General features: G+C 38.2%; 24 protein-coding genes. 20 read left to right on the top strand and 4 right to left on the bottom strand.

All coding sequences use genetic code 11. From position 1 onward, the window contains the following. Window positions 1-385 precede the first annotated feature (385 nt). The 6 genes from ACGE0T_RS10935 (at window position 386) to ACGE0T_RS10910 (ending at window position 3,931) form a co-directional block, all read left to right on the top strand. The gene (locus tag ACGE0T_RS10935) at window positions 386-1,153 is read left to right on the top strand and encodes a phage antirepressor (RefSeq protein WP_459186691.1); all 768 of its coding nucleotides are present in this window, start codon (window positions 386-388) and stop codon (window positions 1,151-1,153) included. A gap of 115 nt (window positions 1,154-1,268) precedes the next feature. Next, window positions 1,269-1,634: a RusA family crossover junction endodeoxyribonuclease gene (locus ACGE0T_RS10930; RefSeq protein WP_459186690.1), complete on the top strand. Its 366-nt coding sequence runs from the start codon at window positions 1,269-1,271 to the stop codon at window positions 1,632-1,634. Beyond that, a complete protein-coding gene (locus ACGE0T_RS10925) occupies window positions 1,631-2,050 on the top strand; it encodes a recombination protein NinG (protein WP_459186689.1) in 420 nt (139 codons plus the stop codon). The genes ACGE0T_RS10930 and ACGE0T_RS10925 overlap by 4 nt, the downstream gene beginning before the upstream one ends. A gap of 219 nt (window positions 2,051-2,269) precedes the next feature. Beyond that, on the top strand, window positions 2,270-3,052 hold the full coding sequence (locus tag ACGE0T_RS10920) for a DUF7833 domain-containing protein (protein ID WP_459186688.1): 783 nt from the start codon (window positions 2,270-2,272) through the stop codon (window positions 3,050-3,052). After that, a complete protein-coding gene (locus ACGE0T_RS10915; RefSeq protein ID WP_459186687.1) occupies window positions 3,045-3,722 on the top strand; it encodes a hypothetical protein in 678 nt (225 codons plus the stop codon). The genes ACGE0T_RS10920 and ACGE0T_RS10915 overlap by 8 nt, the downstream gene beginning before the upstream one ends. Further along, window positions 3,719-3,931: a hypothetical protein gene (locus tag ACGE0T_RS10910; RefSeq protein ID WP_459186686.1), complete on the top strand. Its 213-nt coding sequence runs from the start codon at window positions 3,719-3,721 to the stop codon at window positions 3,929-3,931. The genes ACGE0T_RS10915 and ACGE0T_RS10910 overlap by 4 nt, the downstream gene beginning before the upstream one ends. Here the strand turns inward: ACGE0T_RS10910 and ACGE0T_RS10905 are convergent, their stop codons facing one another. Continuing rightward, a complete protein-coding gene (locus ACGE0T_RS10905; RefSeq protein WP_459186685.1) occupies window positions 3,932-4,708 on the bottom strand; it encodes an HNH endonuclease in 777 nt (258 codons plus the stop codon). 61 nt (window positions 4,709-4,769) lie between these two features. On the opposite strand from ACGE0T_RS10905, the gene ACGE0T_RS10900 reads away from it, so the two are divergent. From ACGE0T_RS10900 to ACGE0T_RS10835, 14 genes are all read left to right on the top strand, one after another. Then, window positions 4,770-5,597 (top strand): DNA adenine methylase, encoded by an 828-nt coding sequence (locus ACGE0T_RS10900; protein WP_459186684.1) that lies wholly within the window; start codon window positions 4,770-4,772, stop codon window positions 5,595-5,597. After that, window positions 5,594-6,271, top strand: a complete 678-nt coding sequence (locus tag ACGE0T_RS10895) for a hypothetical protein (RefSeq protein ID WP_459186683.1) — start codon at window positions 5,594-5,596, stop codon at window positions 6,269-6,271. Before ACGE0T_RS10900 ends, ACGE0T_RS10895 begins: the two co-directional genes overlap by 4 nt. 89 nt (window positions 6,272-6,360) lie before the next feature. Then, window positions 6,361-6,777, top strand: coding sequence for a hypothetical protein (locus tag ACGE0T_RS10890; protein ID WP_459186682.1), 417 nt, complete (start codon window positions 6,361-6,363; stop codon window positions 6,775-6,777). A 132-nt stretch (window positions 6,778-6,909) separates the two neighbouring features. Continuing rightward, window positions 6,910-7,521, top strand: a complete 612-nt coding sequence (locus ACGE0T_RS10885; protein WP_459186681.1) for a hypothetical protein — start codon at window positions 6,910-6,912, stop codon at window positions 7,519-7,521. 5 nt (window positions 7,522-7,526) lie between these two features. Beyond that, the gene (locus tag ACGE0T_RS10880; protein WP_459186680.1) at window positions 7,527-8,030 is read left to right on the top strand and encodes a head fiber protein; all 504 of its coding nucleotides are present in this window, start codon (window positions 7,527-7,529) and stop codon (window positions 8,028-8,030) included. A gap of 112 nt (window positions 8,031-8,142) precedes the next feature. Continuing rightward, window positions 8,143-9,234, top strand: coding sequence for a hypothetical protein (locus ACGE0T_RS10875; protein ID WP_459186679.1), 1,092 nt, complete (start codon window positions 8,143-8,145; stop codon window positions 9,232-9,234). A gap of 10 nt (window positions 9,235-9,244) precedes the next feature. Further along, complete coding sequence (locus ACGE0T_RS10870; protein WP_459186678.1) at window positions 9,245-9,568, top strand: hypothetical protein; 324 nt, start codon at window positions 9,245-9,247, stop codon at window positions 9,566-9,568. Next, window positions 9,568-9,885, top strand: coding sequence for a DUF6706 family protein (locus ACGE0T_RS10865; protein WP_459186677.1), 318 nt, complete (start codon window positions 9,568-9,570; stop codon window positions 9,883-9,885). The genes ACGE0T_RS10870 and ACGE0T_RS10865 overlap by 1 nt, the downstream gene beginning before the upstream one ends. 59 nt (window positions 9,886-9,944) lie before the next feature. Then, window positions 9,945-10,196: a hypothetical protein gene (locus ACGE0T_RS10860; protein WP_459186676.1), complete on the top strand. Its 252-nt coding sequence runs from the start codon at window positions 9,945-9,947 to the stop codon at window positions 10,194-10,196. Beyond that, entirely contained in the window at window positions 10,187-10,483 is a 297-nt protein-coding gene (locus ACGE0T_RS10855) for an HK97 gp10 family phage protein (RefSeq protein ID WP_459186675.1), read from the top strand. The genes ACGE0T_RS10860 and ACGE0T_RS10855 overlap by 10 nt, the downstream gene beginning before the upstream one ends. Beyond that, window positions 10,480-10,863 carry a hypothetical protein gene (locus ACGE0T_RS10850; RefSeq protein ID WP_459186674.1) on the top strand — a complete coding sequence of 128 codons (384 nt, stop codon included), beginning with the start codon at window positions 10,480-10,482 and terminating at the stop codon, window positions 10,861-10,863. The genes ACGE0T_RS10855 and ACGE0T_RS10850 overlap by 4 nt, the downstream gene beginning before the upstream one ends. A gap of 2 nt (window positions 10,864-10,865) precedes the next feature. Then, window positions 10,866-11,390, top strand: a complete 525-nt coding sequence (locus tag ACGE0T_RS10845; RefSeq protein ID WP_459186673.1) for a hypothetical protein — start codon at window positions 10,866-10,868, stop codon at window positions 11,388-11,390. 52 nt (window positions 11,391-11,442) lie between these two features. After that, window positions 11,443-11,856, top strand: a complete 414-nt coding sequence (locus tag ACGE0T_RS10840; RefSeq protein WP_459186672.1) for a hypothetical protein — start codon at window positions 11,443-11,445, stop codon at window positions 11,854-11,856. Continuing rightward, the gene (locus ACGE0T_RS10835; RefSeq protein WP_459190530.1) at window positions 11,805-12,059 is read left to right on the top strand and encodes a hypothetical protein; all 255 of its coding nucleotides are present in this window, start codon (window positions 11,805-11,807) and stop codon (window positions 12,057-12,059) included. The genes ACGE0T_RS10840 and ACGE0T_RS10835 overlap by 52 nt, the downstream gene beginning before the upstream one ends. 74 nt (window positions 12,060-12,133) lie before the next feature. Here the strand turns inward: ACGE0T_RS10835 and ACGE0T_RS10830 are convergent, their stop codons facing one another. The 3 genes from ACGE0T_RS10830 to ACGE0T_RS10820 all read right to left on the bottom strand — a co-directional run bounded on the left by ACGE0T_RS10830 (window position 12,134) and on the right by ACGE0T_RS10820 (window position 14,119). Then, window positions 12,134-12,661, bottom strand: coding sequence for a zinc-ribbon domain-containing protein (locus ACGE0T_RS10830; protein WP_459186671.1), 528 nt, complete (start codon window positions 12,659-12,661; stop codon window positions 12,134-12,136). Between the two features lie 2 nt (window positions 12,662-12,663). Next, entirely contained in the window at window positions 12,664-13,356 is a 693-nt protein-coding gene (locus ACGE0T_RS10825) for a hypothetical protein (protein WP_459186670.1), read from the bottom strand. 223 nt (window positions 13,357-13,579) lie between these two features. Next, a complete protein-coding gene (locus tag ACGE0T_RS10820; RefSeq protein ID WP_459186669.1) occupies window positions 13,580-14,119 on the bottom strand; it encodes a zinc-ribbon domain-containing protein in 540 nt (179 codons plus the stop codon). Window positions 14,120-14,237: the final 118 nt, after the last annotated feature.

Here is a 14,237-nt window from a genome sequence, read left to right as displayed (position 1 = left end):
AAGCAAATCCATCGAAGAAAAAATGAGGGAGGCTAAAGAGGTTATCACCCGTGACCCTAAATCCGGTGACGGGGATTTGATTTCACGGACCCAATCCTTTATTCGTCAGAAGGCGGGATATGACGAAAGCCGGTTCAAAGAGTCGGCTATCGAAATGGCGCTTTTACAACGTACACAGGCTGCACAGGTCTGGTTTATGGGATGCGGACAACTCCTGATTGAAGGGTTAGAGATATGAAAGCGGGTGCTAAAACCGTATGATTTCAGGGAAAACTTAAAGAACGGAATTCCGTTTTTAAAAACTTAGGGAAGCCGAAGATAATATACGATTCATCTCGCGTATTAAATCTATTATTCACAATCCATCTCAGAAAAATTAACAATTATGAATATTCAGGTTTTCAAAAATAAGCAATTCGGCGAAGCAAGAGTGGTTGAATTGCATGGGAATCCTATGTTTGTAGGATCAGATGTTGCAGGAATGTTGGGATACCAAAATACAAGGGATGCCATTTCCAAGCATATAGATGAAGAGGATAAAGCTACCGTCGCGATTTACGACGGCAGCCAGAACAGAAATGTTACCGTTATTAACGAATCGGGCTTTTACTCTTTAGTGTTGTCCTCCAAGTTACCTGGAGCAAAACAGATAAAACGATGGGTAACTTCCGAGGTTCTCCCCTCCATCCGAAAAGACGGTGGCTATATCGTATCTAATAGCGATGACTCAGAGTCCGATATTATGGCAAAAGCCCTTTTGATAGCACAGTCTACAATAGAAAAAAATAAACGGAAGATTTTGCAGCTAGAAGAAGAGAATATAAAACAAGCTCCCAAAGTCCTTTTTGCCAATGCCGTATCTTCTTCCTGCTCTTCAATTTTGATAGGCGACCTTGCAAAATTAATCCGACAGAACGGTATAGAAACAGGGCAACGACGTTTGTTTGAATGGATGAGATGCAATGGGTATTTGATAAGACAAACCGGGGAAAGCTATAATATGCCTACACAAAGAAGCATGGAACAAGGATTGATGGAAATTAAAGAAACTGTTATTGCCCATTCCGATGGTCATACAACTGTGTCAAAGACAGTGAAGATAACAGGTAAGGGGCAAGTGTATTTTGTTAATAAATTCCTTAAGAACAAATGAACATAGAAACATTAAACAACTGGTCACAAGCTCTTTTCCTTGTTATGTTGATTCTGGGTATCATGGCTCTCATTTGGATTGGTCTGTGTTTAATCAATCAAAAGAAGAACAGGGAATGGTAGAAAGAATATTCGGACAGGTTCCAAGCAAAAGCAACAGTTACAAAATAATATCTGTCTCCGGGATAAATGGTAAACATAGCTCTTTAGCTAAAACAGAAGCCCTGGATTCTTATGAAAAATCTTTTTACCTACAATGCTCCCATTATAGGAACAAGAACATCAAAGGGTTATTTGAGCTACACCTCCATGTTTTCAACTCAAGCCAACGTCCCGATTTAGATAATGCGTTGAAAATAATCCTCGATTGCCTACAATCCTGTAAAGCGATAGAAAATGACCGGCAATGTGTAAAGATTATAGCTGAAAAGTTTGTGGATAAGAAAAATCCAAGAATCGAATTTAAACTGATAGAAGTATGAATGAAACAAAATCCAAACGCCTGACCATCCCTATCCTACAAAAGAGATTGGACAGCGTATTCTCAGAGTATATCCGTCTTCGTGACGCAAATGATAATGGTTTCTGCAAATGTATTACTTGTGGTTCCATATGGCGCTGGCAACTTATACAGAACGGGCATTTTATAGACCGCCGGCATATCAAAACACGGTATGATGAAAGAAACTGCCACAGTCAGTGTAGTATTTGCAATATCAGACTCCGTGGTAATATAGAAAAATACAAACGCGCCATCATACAAATGTATGGTGTCTCAGTCCTGGAAGAATTGGATTCAGCAAAAAGAACTATAGAGAAGTGGACCACCTCCGACTATATGGAGAAAATTGAATACTACAAGAATGAGGTCAAAAGATTGAAGAAAGAAAAACTCTAAGACACTGTTTTCTTTTTAGATTTCACCTAAAATCATAAGAATAAAATATATCATGTCAAAGAAGACAATCCTTAAAACTGGTCCGGTAAAATGTAATTGTAGAGATTGCAAGTTAGCCGGACCCGTAATCAACCATATCTGTTACTGTCCTATTGCCGGTCATGGCAGGGCTACAGGTATAAGAATGTGTTTGCACTTTAAACAAAAGTAGATAGAGTAATGAAAGAAGGTTATATACCTATTAGCAGGCGACTATTTGAGCACCCATTTTGGTGCGAAGAGCGCGTATATTCGAGGTTTGAAGCTTGGATTGATTTATTACAAGATACAAGATTTGAAGACACGGAGGAACTTATTGGAAATAGGCTTATAACAGTTATGAGAGGACAAATCCCTGCTTCATTGCGGTATCTTGGTAATCGCTGGAAATGGTCAACTAAAAAGGTTAACTCATTTCTTGATATGCTCGTTTCAGCTAAAATGATTACAAAAGAAACACCAAAGGAAACAGGACAGACCGTTATAACTATCTGTAATTACGACAAATACAACTTTTGTTCAGAAAATGAGAAACAGCAAAAGAAACAGACAGGAAACACAGGGGAAACAGTAGGGAAACAGCAAGGAAACAATATAAAAGAATATAAAGAAATAAATAATAATATATTCTCTCAATACGCGCATACGCGTGAGAGTAAAGTTTCCGAGTTCAATCTCATGGATTGTTACAATACCCTGATATCAGACCCTGTGTGGTGGGAACCTCTGTGTATGAATAATCATATCACGATTGAGCAGTTTACTGGTAAACTACAAGAGTTTTTCCGTAAACTGCAAAACGAAGGAGAGCAAACCAAGATGGTGAAAGATGCAAAATCACACTTTGCCCGCTGGCTTTCTATTGAATTACAGAAAAAAACTATAAAAGAATCTCCATCCGGTAAAATATCAACAATGCAAGCTTCAGTAGAAGAAGCGTTAAAACTCTCACAAAATGGATAAATACGATTTAGCAATCAGGCAGGAGCGTATATCTGCCGGAAAAAATACAGTTCAGGATGTCATTGTCATAATTGGCGGAATATACGCACAAGCCGGACAGACAATTCTACCAAATGAACTTGCAACTATGGCAAATGCCTTATTTAGGGATATACAAGCCCGATATTCTTCATTAACCATGCAAGAGGTTCGTGTGGCTTTTGAGAATGGCGTACGTGGGGATTATGGAACATTCTATGGTTTAAGCATAGTTACTTTCAATAACTGGTTGAAAGCCTATAAACAGAGTGAAGAACGGTATAAAGCAGTGAAAAGTTTGAACCGTGCAAAGAACGCCTTACCAGCCCCTGGGGAGGCTTACAATAATCAGAAAATGAAAGAAATGTGTCTCCGTTATTTTGACAGTTATAAAAAAACGGGGAATCCTGGCTTTGCTTGTGTTACAGTGTACCAATTCCTGCAAAAAGAAAAGGTTATCAACCAGAGCAAGGAGTATAAATTATCAGTGATGGAAAAGGTTAGAAATTCAAAGAAAGGAAAAGGTGCATTGAAATTTCCTGATGAAATATTGGAAAATAGAATTAAGTGTGAGGCTGTTGAAATATGCCTGAAAGCCTTTTTCCAAGAGTTAATTGAAATGGATATGGAATTAAAAGATGTGATGTTATGACGTATTACCACCAATTAAGCAAAGAACAGGCAGAAGAAGCCTTGAAACTTCCTAACCGGGTATTTCAAAAGACTTTTGATAAACCGGATAATTGCGGTTACCATGGGGCACTCGATAAACAATTCGGTTGCCCTTTTTTATTTCGGTCGGAAAAAGACCGGGTAAGTATTTACCAAAGATGCAAGAAGTGTACTTGCAGGAAAGAATAATTACTTTTTGTACTTCATGATTAATTCTTTTAGTTCTTCTACTGTCATAACTTTATTTTTTTGGCGATGAATCATCGAATGGCAATTGGGACATAAAACAACTAAATCTGTTTCTGGATTAACAAACTGTTCTCCTGAATTAGAAAGAGGATTTATATGATGAACATGAATAAAGCCTCTTCCTAACTCGCCAAAGACTTTTAAGAAATTAAAATCGCAAACCATACAAGACAAACCATGTAAGGTTATTGCTTGTTGTCTTAATTTTGGATTTCTTTCATATTTAGTTGTATAAACCAACTTTTTAGTACCTTCTTTTATTTCTGTTGTATAATTATCAGCAACATAAGAAATACTTTCTTCGTTGATATCTGCTAAAGATAGAATATGATCATAAATCTCCTTTTCTATAGGACGAACAGCATTTCTCCAATAATTTGCTTTTAGATTATCTGGAATGTCTTCTAAATATATATCATTGATTTTTATAAAAACAGGATATTCAAATCTTTTAAAATCTATAATTTCAGAAAAATAATCTTCTTTGTCTGATTTAGAGTCTAGATATTGTTTACCTATAGTTGCCACACCAAAATAGTGAGGTTGATCTGTTAAACGTCGGTCTCTGTATTCATTATTAGTTATTCGTCCTTTATAATAAATAACTTTAGTTCCCGTTGTAATGTATTTCAAATAACGTTTAGGATGGTGATAAAATTCGCCAGTCTTGTCTGACCAATTTGATTCATCGTTTTCTGTGATTATAGCATAATTCATCTTTTGAAAATTATTGATTGACTTGGTAAATATAGTAAAATCAAATAGAAAATTAAATTAAATGAAAACCCCAATAACATATTATGGAGGCAAGCAACGCATGGCCGATATTATTATCTCTATGATGCCAGCGCATAAGTTGTATTGTGAGCCGTTCTTCGGAGGTGGAGCGGTCTTCTTCCGGAAACCAAAAGCTGGTTTAGAGGTAATCAACGATCATAACGATATGTTGATAAACTTCTATCTGACGGTCCAGAATGATTTTCCTCAGTTACGAGAAAGGATTTGGAATACCTTGCACTCGGAAACGATGTACTACTATGCTAAAGATGTTTGGAACGGCCGGTGTGAGGCTTCTGATATTGAGAAGGCGTGGGCGGTATGGATGATAACAAATGGGTCTTTTGCTGGTTCTATGCACGGTGGTTGGAAATGGTGTAATGGAACTTCAGGATCTCATTCTGCCGTGATGCTCAAAAGCAAACGAATCAATTTCTCAGAGCAACTAAAGAATAGACTGGATCAAGTGCAAATTTCCAGTCGAGATGCTTTAAGAGTAATTAAAGAGAGAGACTCAAAGGATACTTTCTTTTATCTTGATCCTCCTTATCCTGGTTGTGTCCAAGGTCATTATTACGGATACACACATAAGAACTTTTACGAGTTGTTATTGCTTCTTTCCACTATCAAAGGAAGGTTCATCCTATCGAACTACTGGTGTCAAACGTTCCGATATTTCGTAGCTAGATATGGTTGGAATATCAAATCAATAGAAATGGACTTGAAAGTGAATCAACAGGGTAATGGGCAGAAGGTTAAGAAACGTATTGAGATATTAGCTTATAATTATGATATAGAAAAAACATTATTTCAACATAGTAACTCATGAACATCAACTATTGCGGCTATATCCAAGCCATAGCCGACTTCAAAAAAGAACATATCAACCCACTACCCGGAGTAACAAAGGAACATACCTTACATTACTCCGGGTTATTTATTAATGACCAGGTATACAACCATCTCCTGATGCTAAAAGAAGAACTTAAAACAGCAGGATTATTCAGATTCTCTGCTAAACGGGATTTCCAAAAGGCGGAATATGAAATTGCAAAGTACAACCTGGATATGCGTTCACACGTTAATACCTCTCCTGAAATATTAGCTTCTGTCCTTCAGGATATGGAAGATTGCTTTATGAAAGATATTGATGTCTTAAAATACTCAATCAGCCAAATTATGTTGGTTCATCATATCAGCGGAACCGATAACAGGATTGCTAGCCTTGCCATGTTAATCAATATTCTTTGCCAAAGCAGCAGGGTATTGGTTAAGTTCTACAGGGAAGATGCCTATGAGGTATTCGGTATATATTCTGATAAAATGGACTTTCTTCTGCTTCCTGTGACAGAAAGATACACAGAGAAATTAGCTGCTTCCATATCCGGTAAATCGGATAGTTCTTCTGGTAATTCAAAAAGAGCTACAGAGGCATTCAATGTATTTGTAACAAAGCTGATAGACCCTGATAGATTTGAAAGGATAGCAGAGAAATATAATTAAAAGAGGCAACGCCCCGAATCACCAGTAACGCCGCCTCCCATACACGATTATGATACAAATATACTATTAACTTTTTAAATAATCGTGCCATGTTTAGTGAAATAGCAGAAATAAAATCCATCAGAGAACAGAAATCAAGACTTTCAGAAAGAGAGAAAGAGCTAACAGAGCCAATGCTTACCGATCTCAATATGATAGGGCAGCTATATGAATGGTTTAAGGAGATATTAGTAAGCCGGAATTGTCCGGGCAGGGTAGATAGTGTGACACAGAGGAAGAAGTTTATTTTTATTGTGCTTTATCTTTATTCACCAAGTACATTGGCTGGTGGGAAAATGTTGGTCGGTTTAAGAGATGCTATAGCAGAAGCAGTTCAGTTGAAAGATAAAGCGTTTATATCTCGTAATGTAAAAGTAGTTGCCTTTCGCCATCAGTATGATAAATATTTCCGGCAAGATGTTGATTGGATTTATGGTGAGATGATAACCAAGCTAAAGCTCCTCTAAGATTTTTCTCGTCTTTTTATTTTTTTTACCACAATCTCTCGGTTGTGGCTATTTCATAGGTTTATTTTTTTCTCCCCATTTATAGGCTATATACTTTTACATCAAAGAATTTAAACGAAAAATTCATACAGTATGAAAGAAAAAATTTTAGTAGCACTGAAAACGAAGTATAAGACCTTTGGGTTTGGTGATAAAGCGTTTGACGGGGTGGCTGACTACTTATCTAAAACCGTTACAGAAGAAAGTCATATAGAAACCGCTATAGGTGGGGTCGAAGGGCTTTTGAAAGCTTTTCAGGGAGACATTGACACTGTAAGAAACGAGAAATCGGGTCTACAAAAGGAACTTGATGAACTGAAAGCAAAAACAGGGAATCCAAATCCAGACCCAGAAGAAAAACCGGATATGGCGACTATTATCGCCAATGCTATTAGTGCGGCGGTGAAGCCTCTTTCTGATAAACTTACCCAGATTGAAACGGAGAAGATTCAAGCAAGCCGGCAAGAACAGATTTTGGCAAAGGCAAAGGAGTATGGCATTCCCGAATCACAAGCAAAGCGTTACGGTATTCCTGATGATGCAGACTTGGACGCTTATTTCAAGGATGCTAAACAGGAACTTGTAGACGCAGGTCTTGCAAGTGTAAAAAGCCCTGAAACCGGTGGCGATACCAAGACTGAAACCGAAGCTATCGCCAGCATGATTTCAGAGGGTACAAAAGAAATTGTTGAATCTAAAAAGTAAATTAAATGGCAGCAGGTACACATTATGACTTGACTCCGCAGTATGAACCGCAGGAGTTTTACCGTGTCGAATCTGGCGTGAGAAAGTCCGGACCGTATAAGTTGGATATTGCCAACCTTGTGGTAGGTTCTTTCTTGCCTGTGTTCACTCCGGTTCAAGTCGATTTGGTGAGGCATACGCTGGTTCCCGTTCGTAACGTAAAAGTTGTAGAAGCTTATACAACCGGGGCTGATGCTTTATCCATCAAGATTGCAAAGAAATCGCTGGCTTATGTCGGCATGTTTATTGGAAGCGGTAAGAAGGGAGCGAAGGTAACCGCTATAGATAAGGCTAATAAGGACTATGATGTCCTGACAATAGAGGCTGCTTTTGGCGAGGATATTGCAAAAGATGAAGTTCTTTTGAAGCTATCGCAGTGGATGGAACAAAGAAAAAGAATACAGCAAATTTCGTTCTTTATGATGCGAAGAAAGTTGAAAGCGATGGGGCTGTCCTCTGTACTCTTCTGATGCAGGCGTATGAAGTGAAGGAAAGCAAACTGATTCTCCCGATCCACGAGTTGGATAAGGTAGGATTGACTAGCCGTTTCCAGTTTGAGTATTAATCCTAAAAAGTTTAGATATGAATTTGACCATACAAACTTTATTTACAGATCCGCAGATTGTAAAAGCGGTGATTGACCGTGTGCTCCAACTGAGATTGGATACAATCTACTGGAAGCAGTACGGTGATTTCTTGGAAACCAAAACCCGTGTTTTCAAAACTTATTTGGGTACTGTTACGGGTGTTGTCGCTGGCTCCATTCTTGGCAAGAACGACCAGAAACCTATTCGTGAAAGACGTAACCTTGGAAGTGGCTACACGGAGATTGCTTACTTGGGCGACCGCTATCAGATGGATATAGAACGCTTATCACAGTTGCAGGATATCATTGACAAGTTCAATGCTGCCAACACTGCCGATCAGCGTACAATCTTGCAGGAAATCATAGACTTCATCGTTGATGACTACCGCCAGATTCTTCTTGCTCCACATAAGCGTATGGATATCGTTGTTCCTGAATTGCTGATGACTGGGAAGTCTGTCGTTTATATGGCGGATAACAAGGAAAATATCGAACTGCTTAATATTGAGTTACCGTTCCATTTTCTTACTCCTGATGCTTCAGTAAAGAATGCGTTTATTTCCTACTTACAGCAGGAGATTCAAAAGCTGAAAGCTAAATATGGTGTGTTCTCCAAGATGATAATGTCTCGTGGTACATTTATGAAGAACATTGTAGGTGCTTCCGAGTTCGGGGATAAGTTCAAGATGATTCTTGGTGAACGCGAGTTCATGGTTAACGCGGGATTGGTAACTGACCAAATGGCATCCAGCGTATTTACGGGTATTGGTCTTCCTGCAATCGAAATCAAGGAAGATTATGTAGAAAATCAGAACGGAGAGAACGTACAGATTTATACGGATAACCGTATTACGTTGTTGCAGACTGATAAGGTGATGAAAATGCGCCACCATAAGCCGTATGTAATGACTGACCCCGTACCGGGACGTTCTTATAATACAGCAGAAGGTCAGATGTCCGTATGTAACTATCGTGACGAAGAGGGTAGATATATGGAGTACACAGCAGAGTGGATTCCTGAATTTACAACTCCGAACAAGATTGTGAATATCGATTTGTCAACCATGAACGCTATCCCAGAGGGATAAGGAGGATTCTATGAAGATTAAAGTGATTGATATTTTCCGCGACAAGTTTACAGGCGAAGTGTACAATCCGGGTACAGTTCTTGATTTTGAAGACGAAATCCGCGTAAAAGACCTGTCGGGACGTAAGCTTGTTGAAGTCATTGAAGAGAAGAAAGCCTCTAAGGGAATTATTCTCTTCGAACAGGAGTTTGAAAAAAAAGACGTTGTAGAAGCATTGAAGTCTATAGGTGTCTCTGTAACTGCAAATATGAGAGAGGGAACACTTCTTTCTAAAGCTAGTGAATTAGACGAAGAAAAGACTTCCGCTTTGAAAGAAGCATTAGGTATCGAGTGATGATGGTAAACGACTACATACAACAAAAGTTCCAGACTTTTGGCATTCAATTGTCGGAGGCTGACCTTTTGGATATGTGTCTTACCTTGAAAATAAGCGGAGAGGATGAGATGAACGAGGATTGCTACAATCGTGTCTCTGTAGCGATGGCGAAGTTCATCCCCTCTCTATTACTTCGTGCAACCTCAATCGGGGAAAGCGGTTTTTCTATGTCTTGGAACATCCAAGGTATTAAAGACTATTATTCTTTCTTGTGCAAAAAGTACGGATTGAAAGATGAACTCAATACCGATAAACCCAAAGTCAAGTTCTTATGATATTCGCCCCACATAGATTAATAGTCAAGGTCGTGTCCGGTCCGTCATTTGACGAGGATATGAACCCAATTTCCCCGAAAGAGGATTGGGCTGATTTCGGTTCCTGCCGGTGCGATGATAATGGCGTGATGAAGCAAATCTCCGTAAACGGGGTAATGTATGACTATAATTATCATGTGGTCTATGAGGGCGAGAGGATAAATGCAGGTATCGAGGTGAGAATCCTGGACGGAGAAAGCGTGAGAGCTGAAGGAAAGGTTATCAAGTCCGGTAAGTCTAACTATTTCAAGTATGCGGAAATATGGCTGTAGATTTTGACTTTTCAGATGTTGATGCGGTCTTTGATGAGTTCAAAAGGGAAGTCAAAAGCGCTATGACTGAGGTGGGAGAGGAAGCCGTTCAATATGCTAAGGATAACGGAGACTATCAGGATCGCACAGGAACTCTTCGAAAATCTAACGAATACGAGGTTGACGAAACGGGATTGACGCTGAAGAATGAGACGGAATACGCATCCTACGTGGAAGCTAAAGGATTTGAAGTTTTAAGTGGTACCGCTTTAGAAGCGGAGAGGCTTTTAAAAGAGAAATTTGAATGATAACAACAGGTGACATAGAAACTATTCTGGTTCGGGACTTGAAACTGTTTGGCATCCCTACGTATAAGAAGGATGCTATTTTGGAAGGTAAAGTAACAGAAGAAAGGATAGACATTATTCCAAAAGAGTTTAAGCCTAGTAAATTCTGGGTGAAGGGCTTTGTGGATGTGAATTTCTGTGTTCCTGATATTAACGGTATGGCAGATAAAAAGAGATTGACCGAATTAGAGCGGCAAGCTGCAGATTTACGTTCTGTCTCCTTTTTTGAAGGTTTTACCTATCGTTATAAAGTTTATTCGACAAATCAAGAGAAAGATACTCAGTTAGAGTGTCATTTTGTGAATGTAAAAATAATGTTTGAAATTTTAAATGTAAGATGATTATGGCAGGAAAGCAAATCGTAGTAGTGAACCTCATTAAATTGGAGGTGGCTCCTATTGGAGCAGATGGTGCAGAAGGAACAACTTTTGAAGAAGTTCCAGTAGTACATGAAGACACTTTTACTTATGAAGATGAAGACCCAGAAGTGAAGGACTACAAAGATGTGAATGGTGTTATTTATTATACAACCAAGAAGCCTGGTGCTGTTCGGGTTAATGCTTCAATTGGACGGTATGACTTGGAAACTAAAGCAAAGTTCCAAGGAGGTAAGTATACACCGGGCGCAGAAGGTAAGCCTGGTACATGGGAGAGGGCAGAACATGTTGAGTCAAAAGAGTTCACAGTTCGGGCAACAACAGAAGATGGTGTACATATTATTTTCCCTCGTGCAGACGTTAGGGCATCTGGTAAGGAAAATGAAAAAGCAATTGGCTTATCATTAGTATTTACAGCGTTGAAGCCTACTAAAACGGGAGTTCCTATCGAACGCTGGGAAGACGGAGAAGATACCACTCCACAGGGTTAAGAATTGTATGTTATAAAACGAGGGTGAGCAATCACCCTCTAATTTTTAATCTATGAATGAAGCAGCTAAAAATATATCAGAATTACTTTTCGGGACCTACAGCAAGATTATCGTCATAGGCGGAAGGGCTTATGTGATGAAAGCTCCAAGCATTAAAGTAATAACCAGGGCAACAAGATATTTAAGCCTCGTTGATATCCCAGATGGCATCACAGTCCCGGAAATGATGAAAATAGTCTCAGAGCACTCTAAAAACATTGCAAAAGGACTCTCTTATCTGATAGTCGGTGATGTGAAAGATTATGAGGATGAATCAGAAAAGGTATTCCGACAAATACTTTTAGGAACACATGAAGAATTATGTTCTGCTTTTCTCGCCGCTTTTGAGTTGATAGCTGGACGAGATTTTTTTCAGTGTGCCGGCTCAGTGATGGAGCTGGCAAAGATGATAGCAAAAACAAGATAGTAGGCGGGGAGACCATCACAGGACAGATAGCTTCATTTATAGAAAATCTGAATCTTTCCTACAAAGAAGTTTATGAAGAATTACCTTATTTATTACTTGTATTGATGATGGCTGATAAGCCGAGAACGGTTTATGGGGATGGAGAAAAGACTGAGGTTAAGAAGATGTCAGGAAAAGAGCTGTTAAAACAGAAAAGAGGATAACTAAAAGCCCGGTACAATGAAGTGACTGGGCTTTTCCTTTAGATCTTTTTGTTCGTATGTTTAGAAAGATACCATTAAGCGAACATAAATAAGGCACTACTTAATAAAATAAAGAGAAGGATAACGCTTGCGCAACCTCCATTATTTGTACTTGGAATGTTTCCATTCAATTTATCGACATAATCCTTTGCTTCTTTTAATCCTATATTTTTGGCCTCTTTGTAGTATTTGACGGCTTGTAATTTGCCTTGTGTTCTAATGATATTTAGAATTATATCATCTTCAGTTTGATTCTCACTATCAATATAAGCTTCACCCGCTTTGAATTTATTTCCACATTTTAGACAAGTGATCTGCACATCCTTACTACCAAGAGTACCTGCCAGCAAGCCAATTCCACCAGCTACAACAGCTCCGGCAAAAGCTTTTCCGCCGCTAAACCCTTTTTGCTCAGCGTGTATTTCCCGTGAATGGCATTTAGGGCAGCAAAGGTACTCTTCTTTTTTAGGCGCGGGCTGATTTATCGGATTGCCACAATGTGGACAGCTTGCTGCCTTATCACTTATTTCTTTACCACATTCGGGACAGTTTATTAGTGCCATAATTAACGGTTTCTATTTATAATAACATTCATAAGACCGACGATTTCATTAACTGTTTTACCATCTTCACCAAGCTCAATTCTCATAATGGGTTCAGATAAATTATTTATATTGATAATAACAGTGTAATTATGATAAGTCTTGTCTGCTTCTTGGATTGTTGTAGTAGTTTTTGAAGCAGTGCTACCACCAATAACAGCCCCTGCACCACCTAAGAGAACATCTCCAACTACTGCACGTTTAACCATATTACCACTATTTGTCTTAGTCTCTTGAGTAACTTTTCCTTTTATGACTTTAGGGGAGTCACTAAAAGTGCAGCTAAGAATATCATTCATTGATAAGTCTTTTCCGCAAATCCAAATACGATTTGCTTGTTCAAAAGCTATTATTTCTTTATCGAGGTTTAAATCCCCAAGTTTGATTACTTTGGCGGGTTCTCCGTATTTTGATGTTAATTCATAGAGGGTAGAGTTATAAATAGATTCTTTGGCTGCTATTTCAGCTTTTCTGCGTTCGGCTCTTTCTTCATTGATTTTTTTTAATTTTTCTTGTGTCTTTTGACTTTCATTATTTATCCATATAAGGGCAACTACAGCAGTAACAAAAAATGCTACTAAAATCCATCCTAAAATAGTCCATCCAAGCACAAAAGATATGATACATAGAAATATAAAAAAAAGAATCCACCCCATAAAGTGTATTTTTTAATATTAAACAATATACAAATATATATACTACCTTTAACTAATCAACTATTTTCAGAAGATTTTCTAAGTCAGAGCGTGATTTTATTGTGTAAACTATCCCTTTGTGCTCAATTTTAGCCCTCTTTTTGCTTTAGTTCGAGTTTAGTACTGCAGGGGGAGCTGTTACAGTAGTTTTATTGTTTCTAATTTAGTATAAAAGGGTAATAACTTATAAAATAAACATAAGGCTACCGAAGCCTATTAAAATAAGTAGTAGAACGGAACAGCCTTTGTTTTGTTTGATTTCAATATTATATTTTCGGGAGATTTCGTTAAGATAATCCATAATGTTTTCAAACTCATGATTAGTCTTGGTTTTACATAAATCAAATGCCTTTTCGAATTGATTATTTCGTAGTAAATCAGCAACGTCTTTCTCTAACTCCTTTTTCGCATTTTCTCCAATTTCTATTAGAGCTTGTCCGGCCTTGAAGTTATTACCACATTTTAGGCAAGTAATTCTAACCTCTTTACTTCCGTCTGTACCAGCAAGTAGCCCAATGTTACCAACGAGAAGAGCTCCGGCAAATGCTTTCCCTCCGCTGAACCCTTTTTGTTCGGCATGAAGTTCGCGTGAATGGCATTTAGGACAGCAAAGATATTCTTCCTCTTTAGGTACAGGCTGATTCATTGGATTGCCGCAATGAGGACAACTTGCCGCTTTGTCACTTATTTCTTTACCACATTCAGAACAGTTTATTAGTGCCATAATCATTTTGTTTTTCTTACAAAAATACCTTAAAAATCAATTTCTCCAAACAAATTCATGACAATAACGCAATTGTCACGAATCTGCTTCTAAAAAATTACCATTATACCTTTCATGT

The organism is Parabacteroides sp. APC149_11_2_Y6, assembly GCF_054506995.1.
Note: the sequence above shows the minus strand (reverse complement) of the source record. Positions and strands in the feature narration are given on the sequence as shown.

Coding starts and splice junctions, on each gene's coding strand:
- ACGE0T_RS10935 (WP_459186691.1), top strand. CDS start 386: ATGAATATTCAGGTTTTCAAAAATAAGCAATTCGGCGAAGCAAGAGTG.
- ACGE0T_RS10930 (WP_459186690.1), top strand. CDS start 1,269: ATGGTAGAAAGAATATTCGGACAGGTTCCAAGCAAAAGCAACAGTTAC.
- ACGE0T_RS10925 (WP_459186689.1), top strand. CDS start 1,631: ATGAATGAAACAAAATCCAAACGCCTGACCATCCCTATCCTACAAAAG.
- ACGE0T_RS10920 (WP_459186688.1), top strand. CDS start 2,270: ATGAAAGAAGGTTATATACCTATTAGCAGGCGACTATTTGAGCACCCA.
- ACGE0T_RS10915 (WP_459186687.1), top strand. CDS start 3,045: ATGGATAAATACGATTTAGCAATCAGGCAGGAGCGTATATCTGCCGGA.
- ACGE0T_RS10910 (WP_459186686.1), top strand. CDS start 3,719: ATGACGTATTACCACCAATTAAGCAAAGAACAGGCAGAAGAAGCCTTG.
- ACGE0T_RS10905 (WP_459186685.1), bottom strand. CDS start 4,708: ATGAATTATGCTATAATCACAGAAAACGATGAATCAAATTGGTCAGAC.
- ACGE0T_RS10900 (WP_459186684.1), top strand. CDS start 4,770: ATGAAAACCCCAATAACATATTATGGAGGCAAGCAACGCATGGCCGAT.
- ACGE0T_RS10895 (WP_459186683.1), top strand. CDS start 5,594: ATGAACATCAACTATTGCGGCTATATCCAAGCCATAGCCGACTTCAAA.
- ACGE0T_RS10890 (WP_459186682.1), top strand. CDS start 6,361: ATGTTTAGTGAAATAGCAGAAATAAAATCCATCAGAGAACAGAAATCA.
- ACGE0T_RS10885 (WP_459186681.1), top strand. CDS start 6,910: ATGAAAGAAAAAATTTTAGTAGCACTGAAAACGAAGTATAAGACCTTT.
- ACGE0T_RS10880 (WP_459186680.1), top strand. CDS start 7,527: ATGGCAGCAGGTACACATTATGACTTGACTCCGCAGTATGAACCGCAG.
- ACGE0T_RS10875 (WP_459186679.1), top strand. CDS start 8,143: ATGAATTTGACCATACAAACTTTATTTACAGATCCGCAGATTGTAAAA.
- ACGE0T_RS10870 (WP_459186678.1), top strand. CDS start 9,245: ATGAAGATTAAAGTGATTGATATTTTCCGCGACAAGTTTACAGGCGAA.
- ACGE0T_RS10865 (WP_459186677.1), top strand. CDS start 9,568: ATGATGGTAAACGACTACATACAACAAAAGTTCCAGACTTTTGGCATT.
- ACGE0T_RS10860 (WP_459186676.1), top strand. CDS start 9,945: ATGAACCCAATTTCCCCGAAAGAGGATTGGGCTGATTTCGGTTCCTGC.
- ACGE0T_RS10855 (WP_459186675.1), top strand. CDS start 10,187: ATGGCTGTAGATTTTGACTTTTCAGATGTTGATGCGGTCTTTGATGAG.
- ACGE0T_RS10850 (WP_459186674.1), top strand. CDS start 10,480: ATGATAACAACAGGTGACATAGAAACTATTCTGGTTCGGGACTTGAAA.
- ACGE0T_RS10845 (WP_459186673.1), top strand. CDS start 10,866: ATGGCAGGAAAGCAAATCGTAGTAGTGAACCTCATTAAATTGGAGGTG.
- ACGE0T_RS10840 (WP_459186672.1), top strand. CDS start 11,443: ATGAATGAAGCAGCTAAAAATATATCAGAATTACTTTTCGGGACCTAC.
- ACGE0T_RS10830 (WP_459186671.1), bottom strand. CDS start 12,661: ATGGCACTAATAAACTGTCCCGAATGTGGTAAAGAAATAAGTGATAAG.
- ACGE0T_RS10825 (WP_459186670.1), bottom strand. CDS start 13,356: ATGGGGTGGATTCTTTTTTTTATATTTCTATGTATCATATCTTTTGTG.
- ACGE0T_RS10820 (WP_459186669.1), bottom strand. CDS start 14,119: ATGGCACTAATAAACTGTTCTGAATGTGGTAAAGAAATAAGTGACAAA.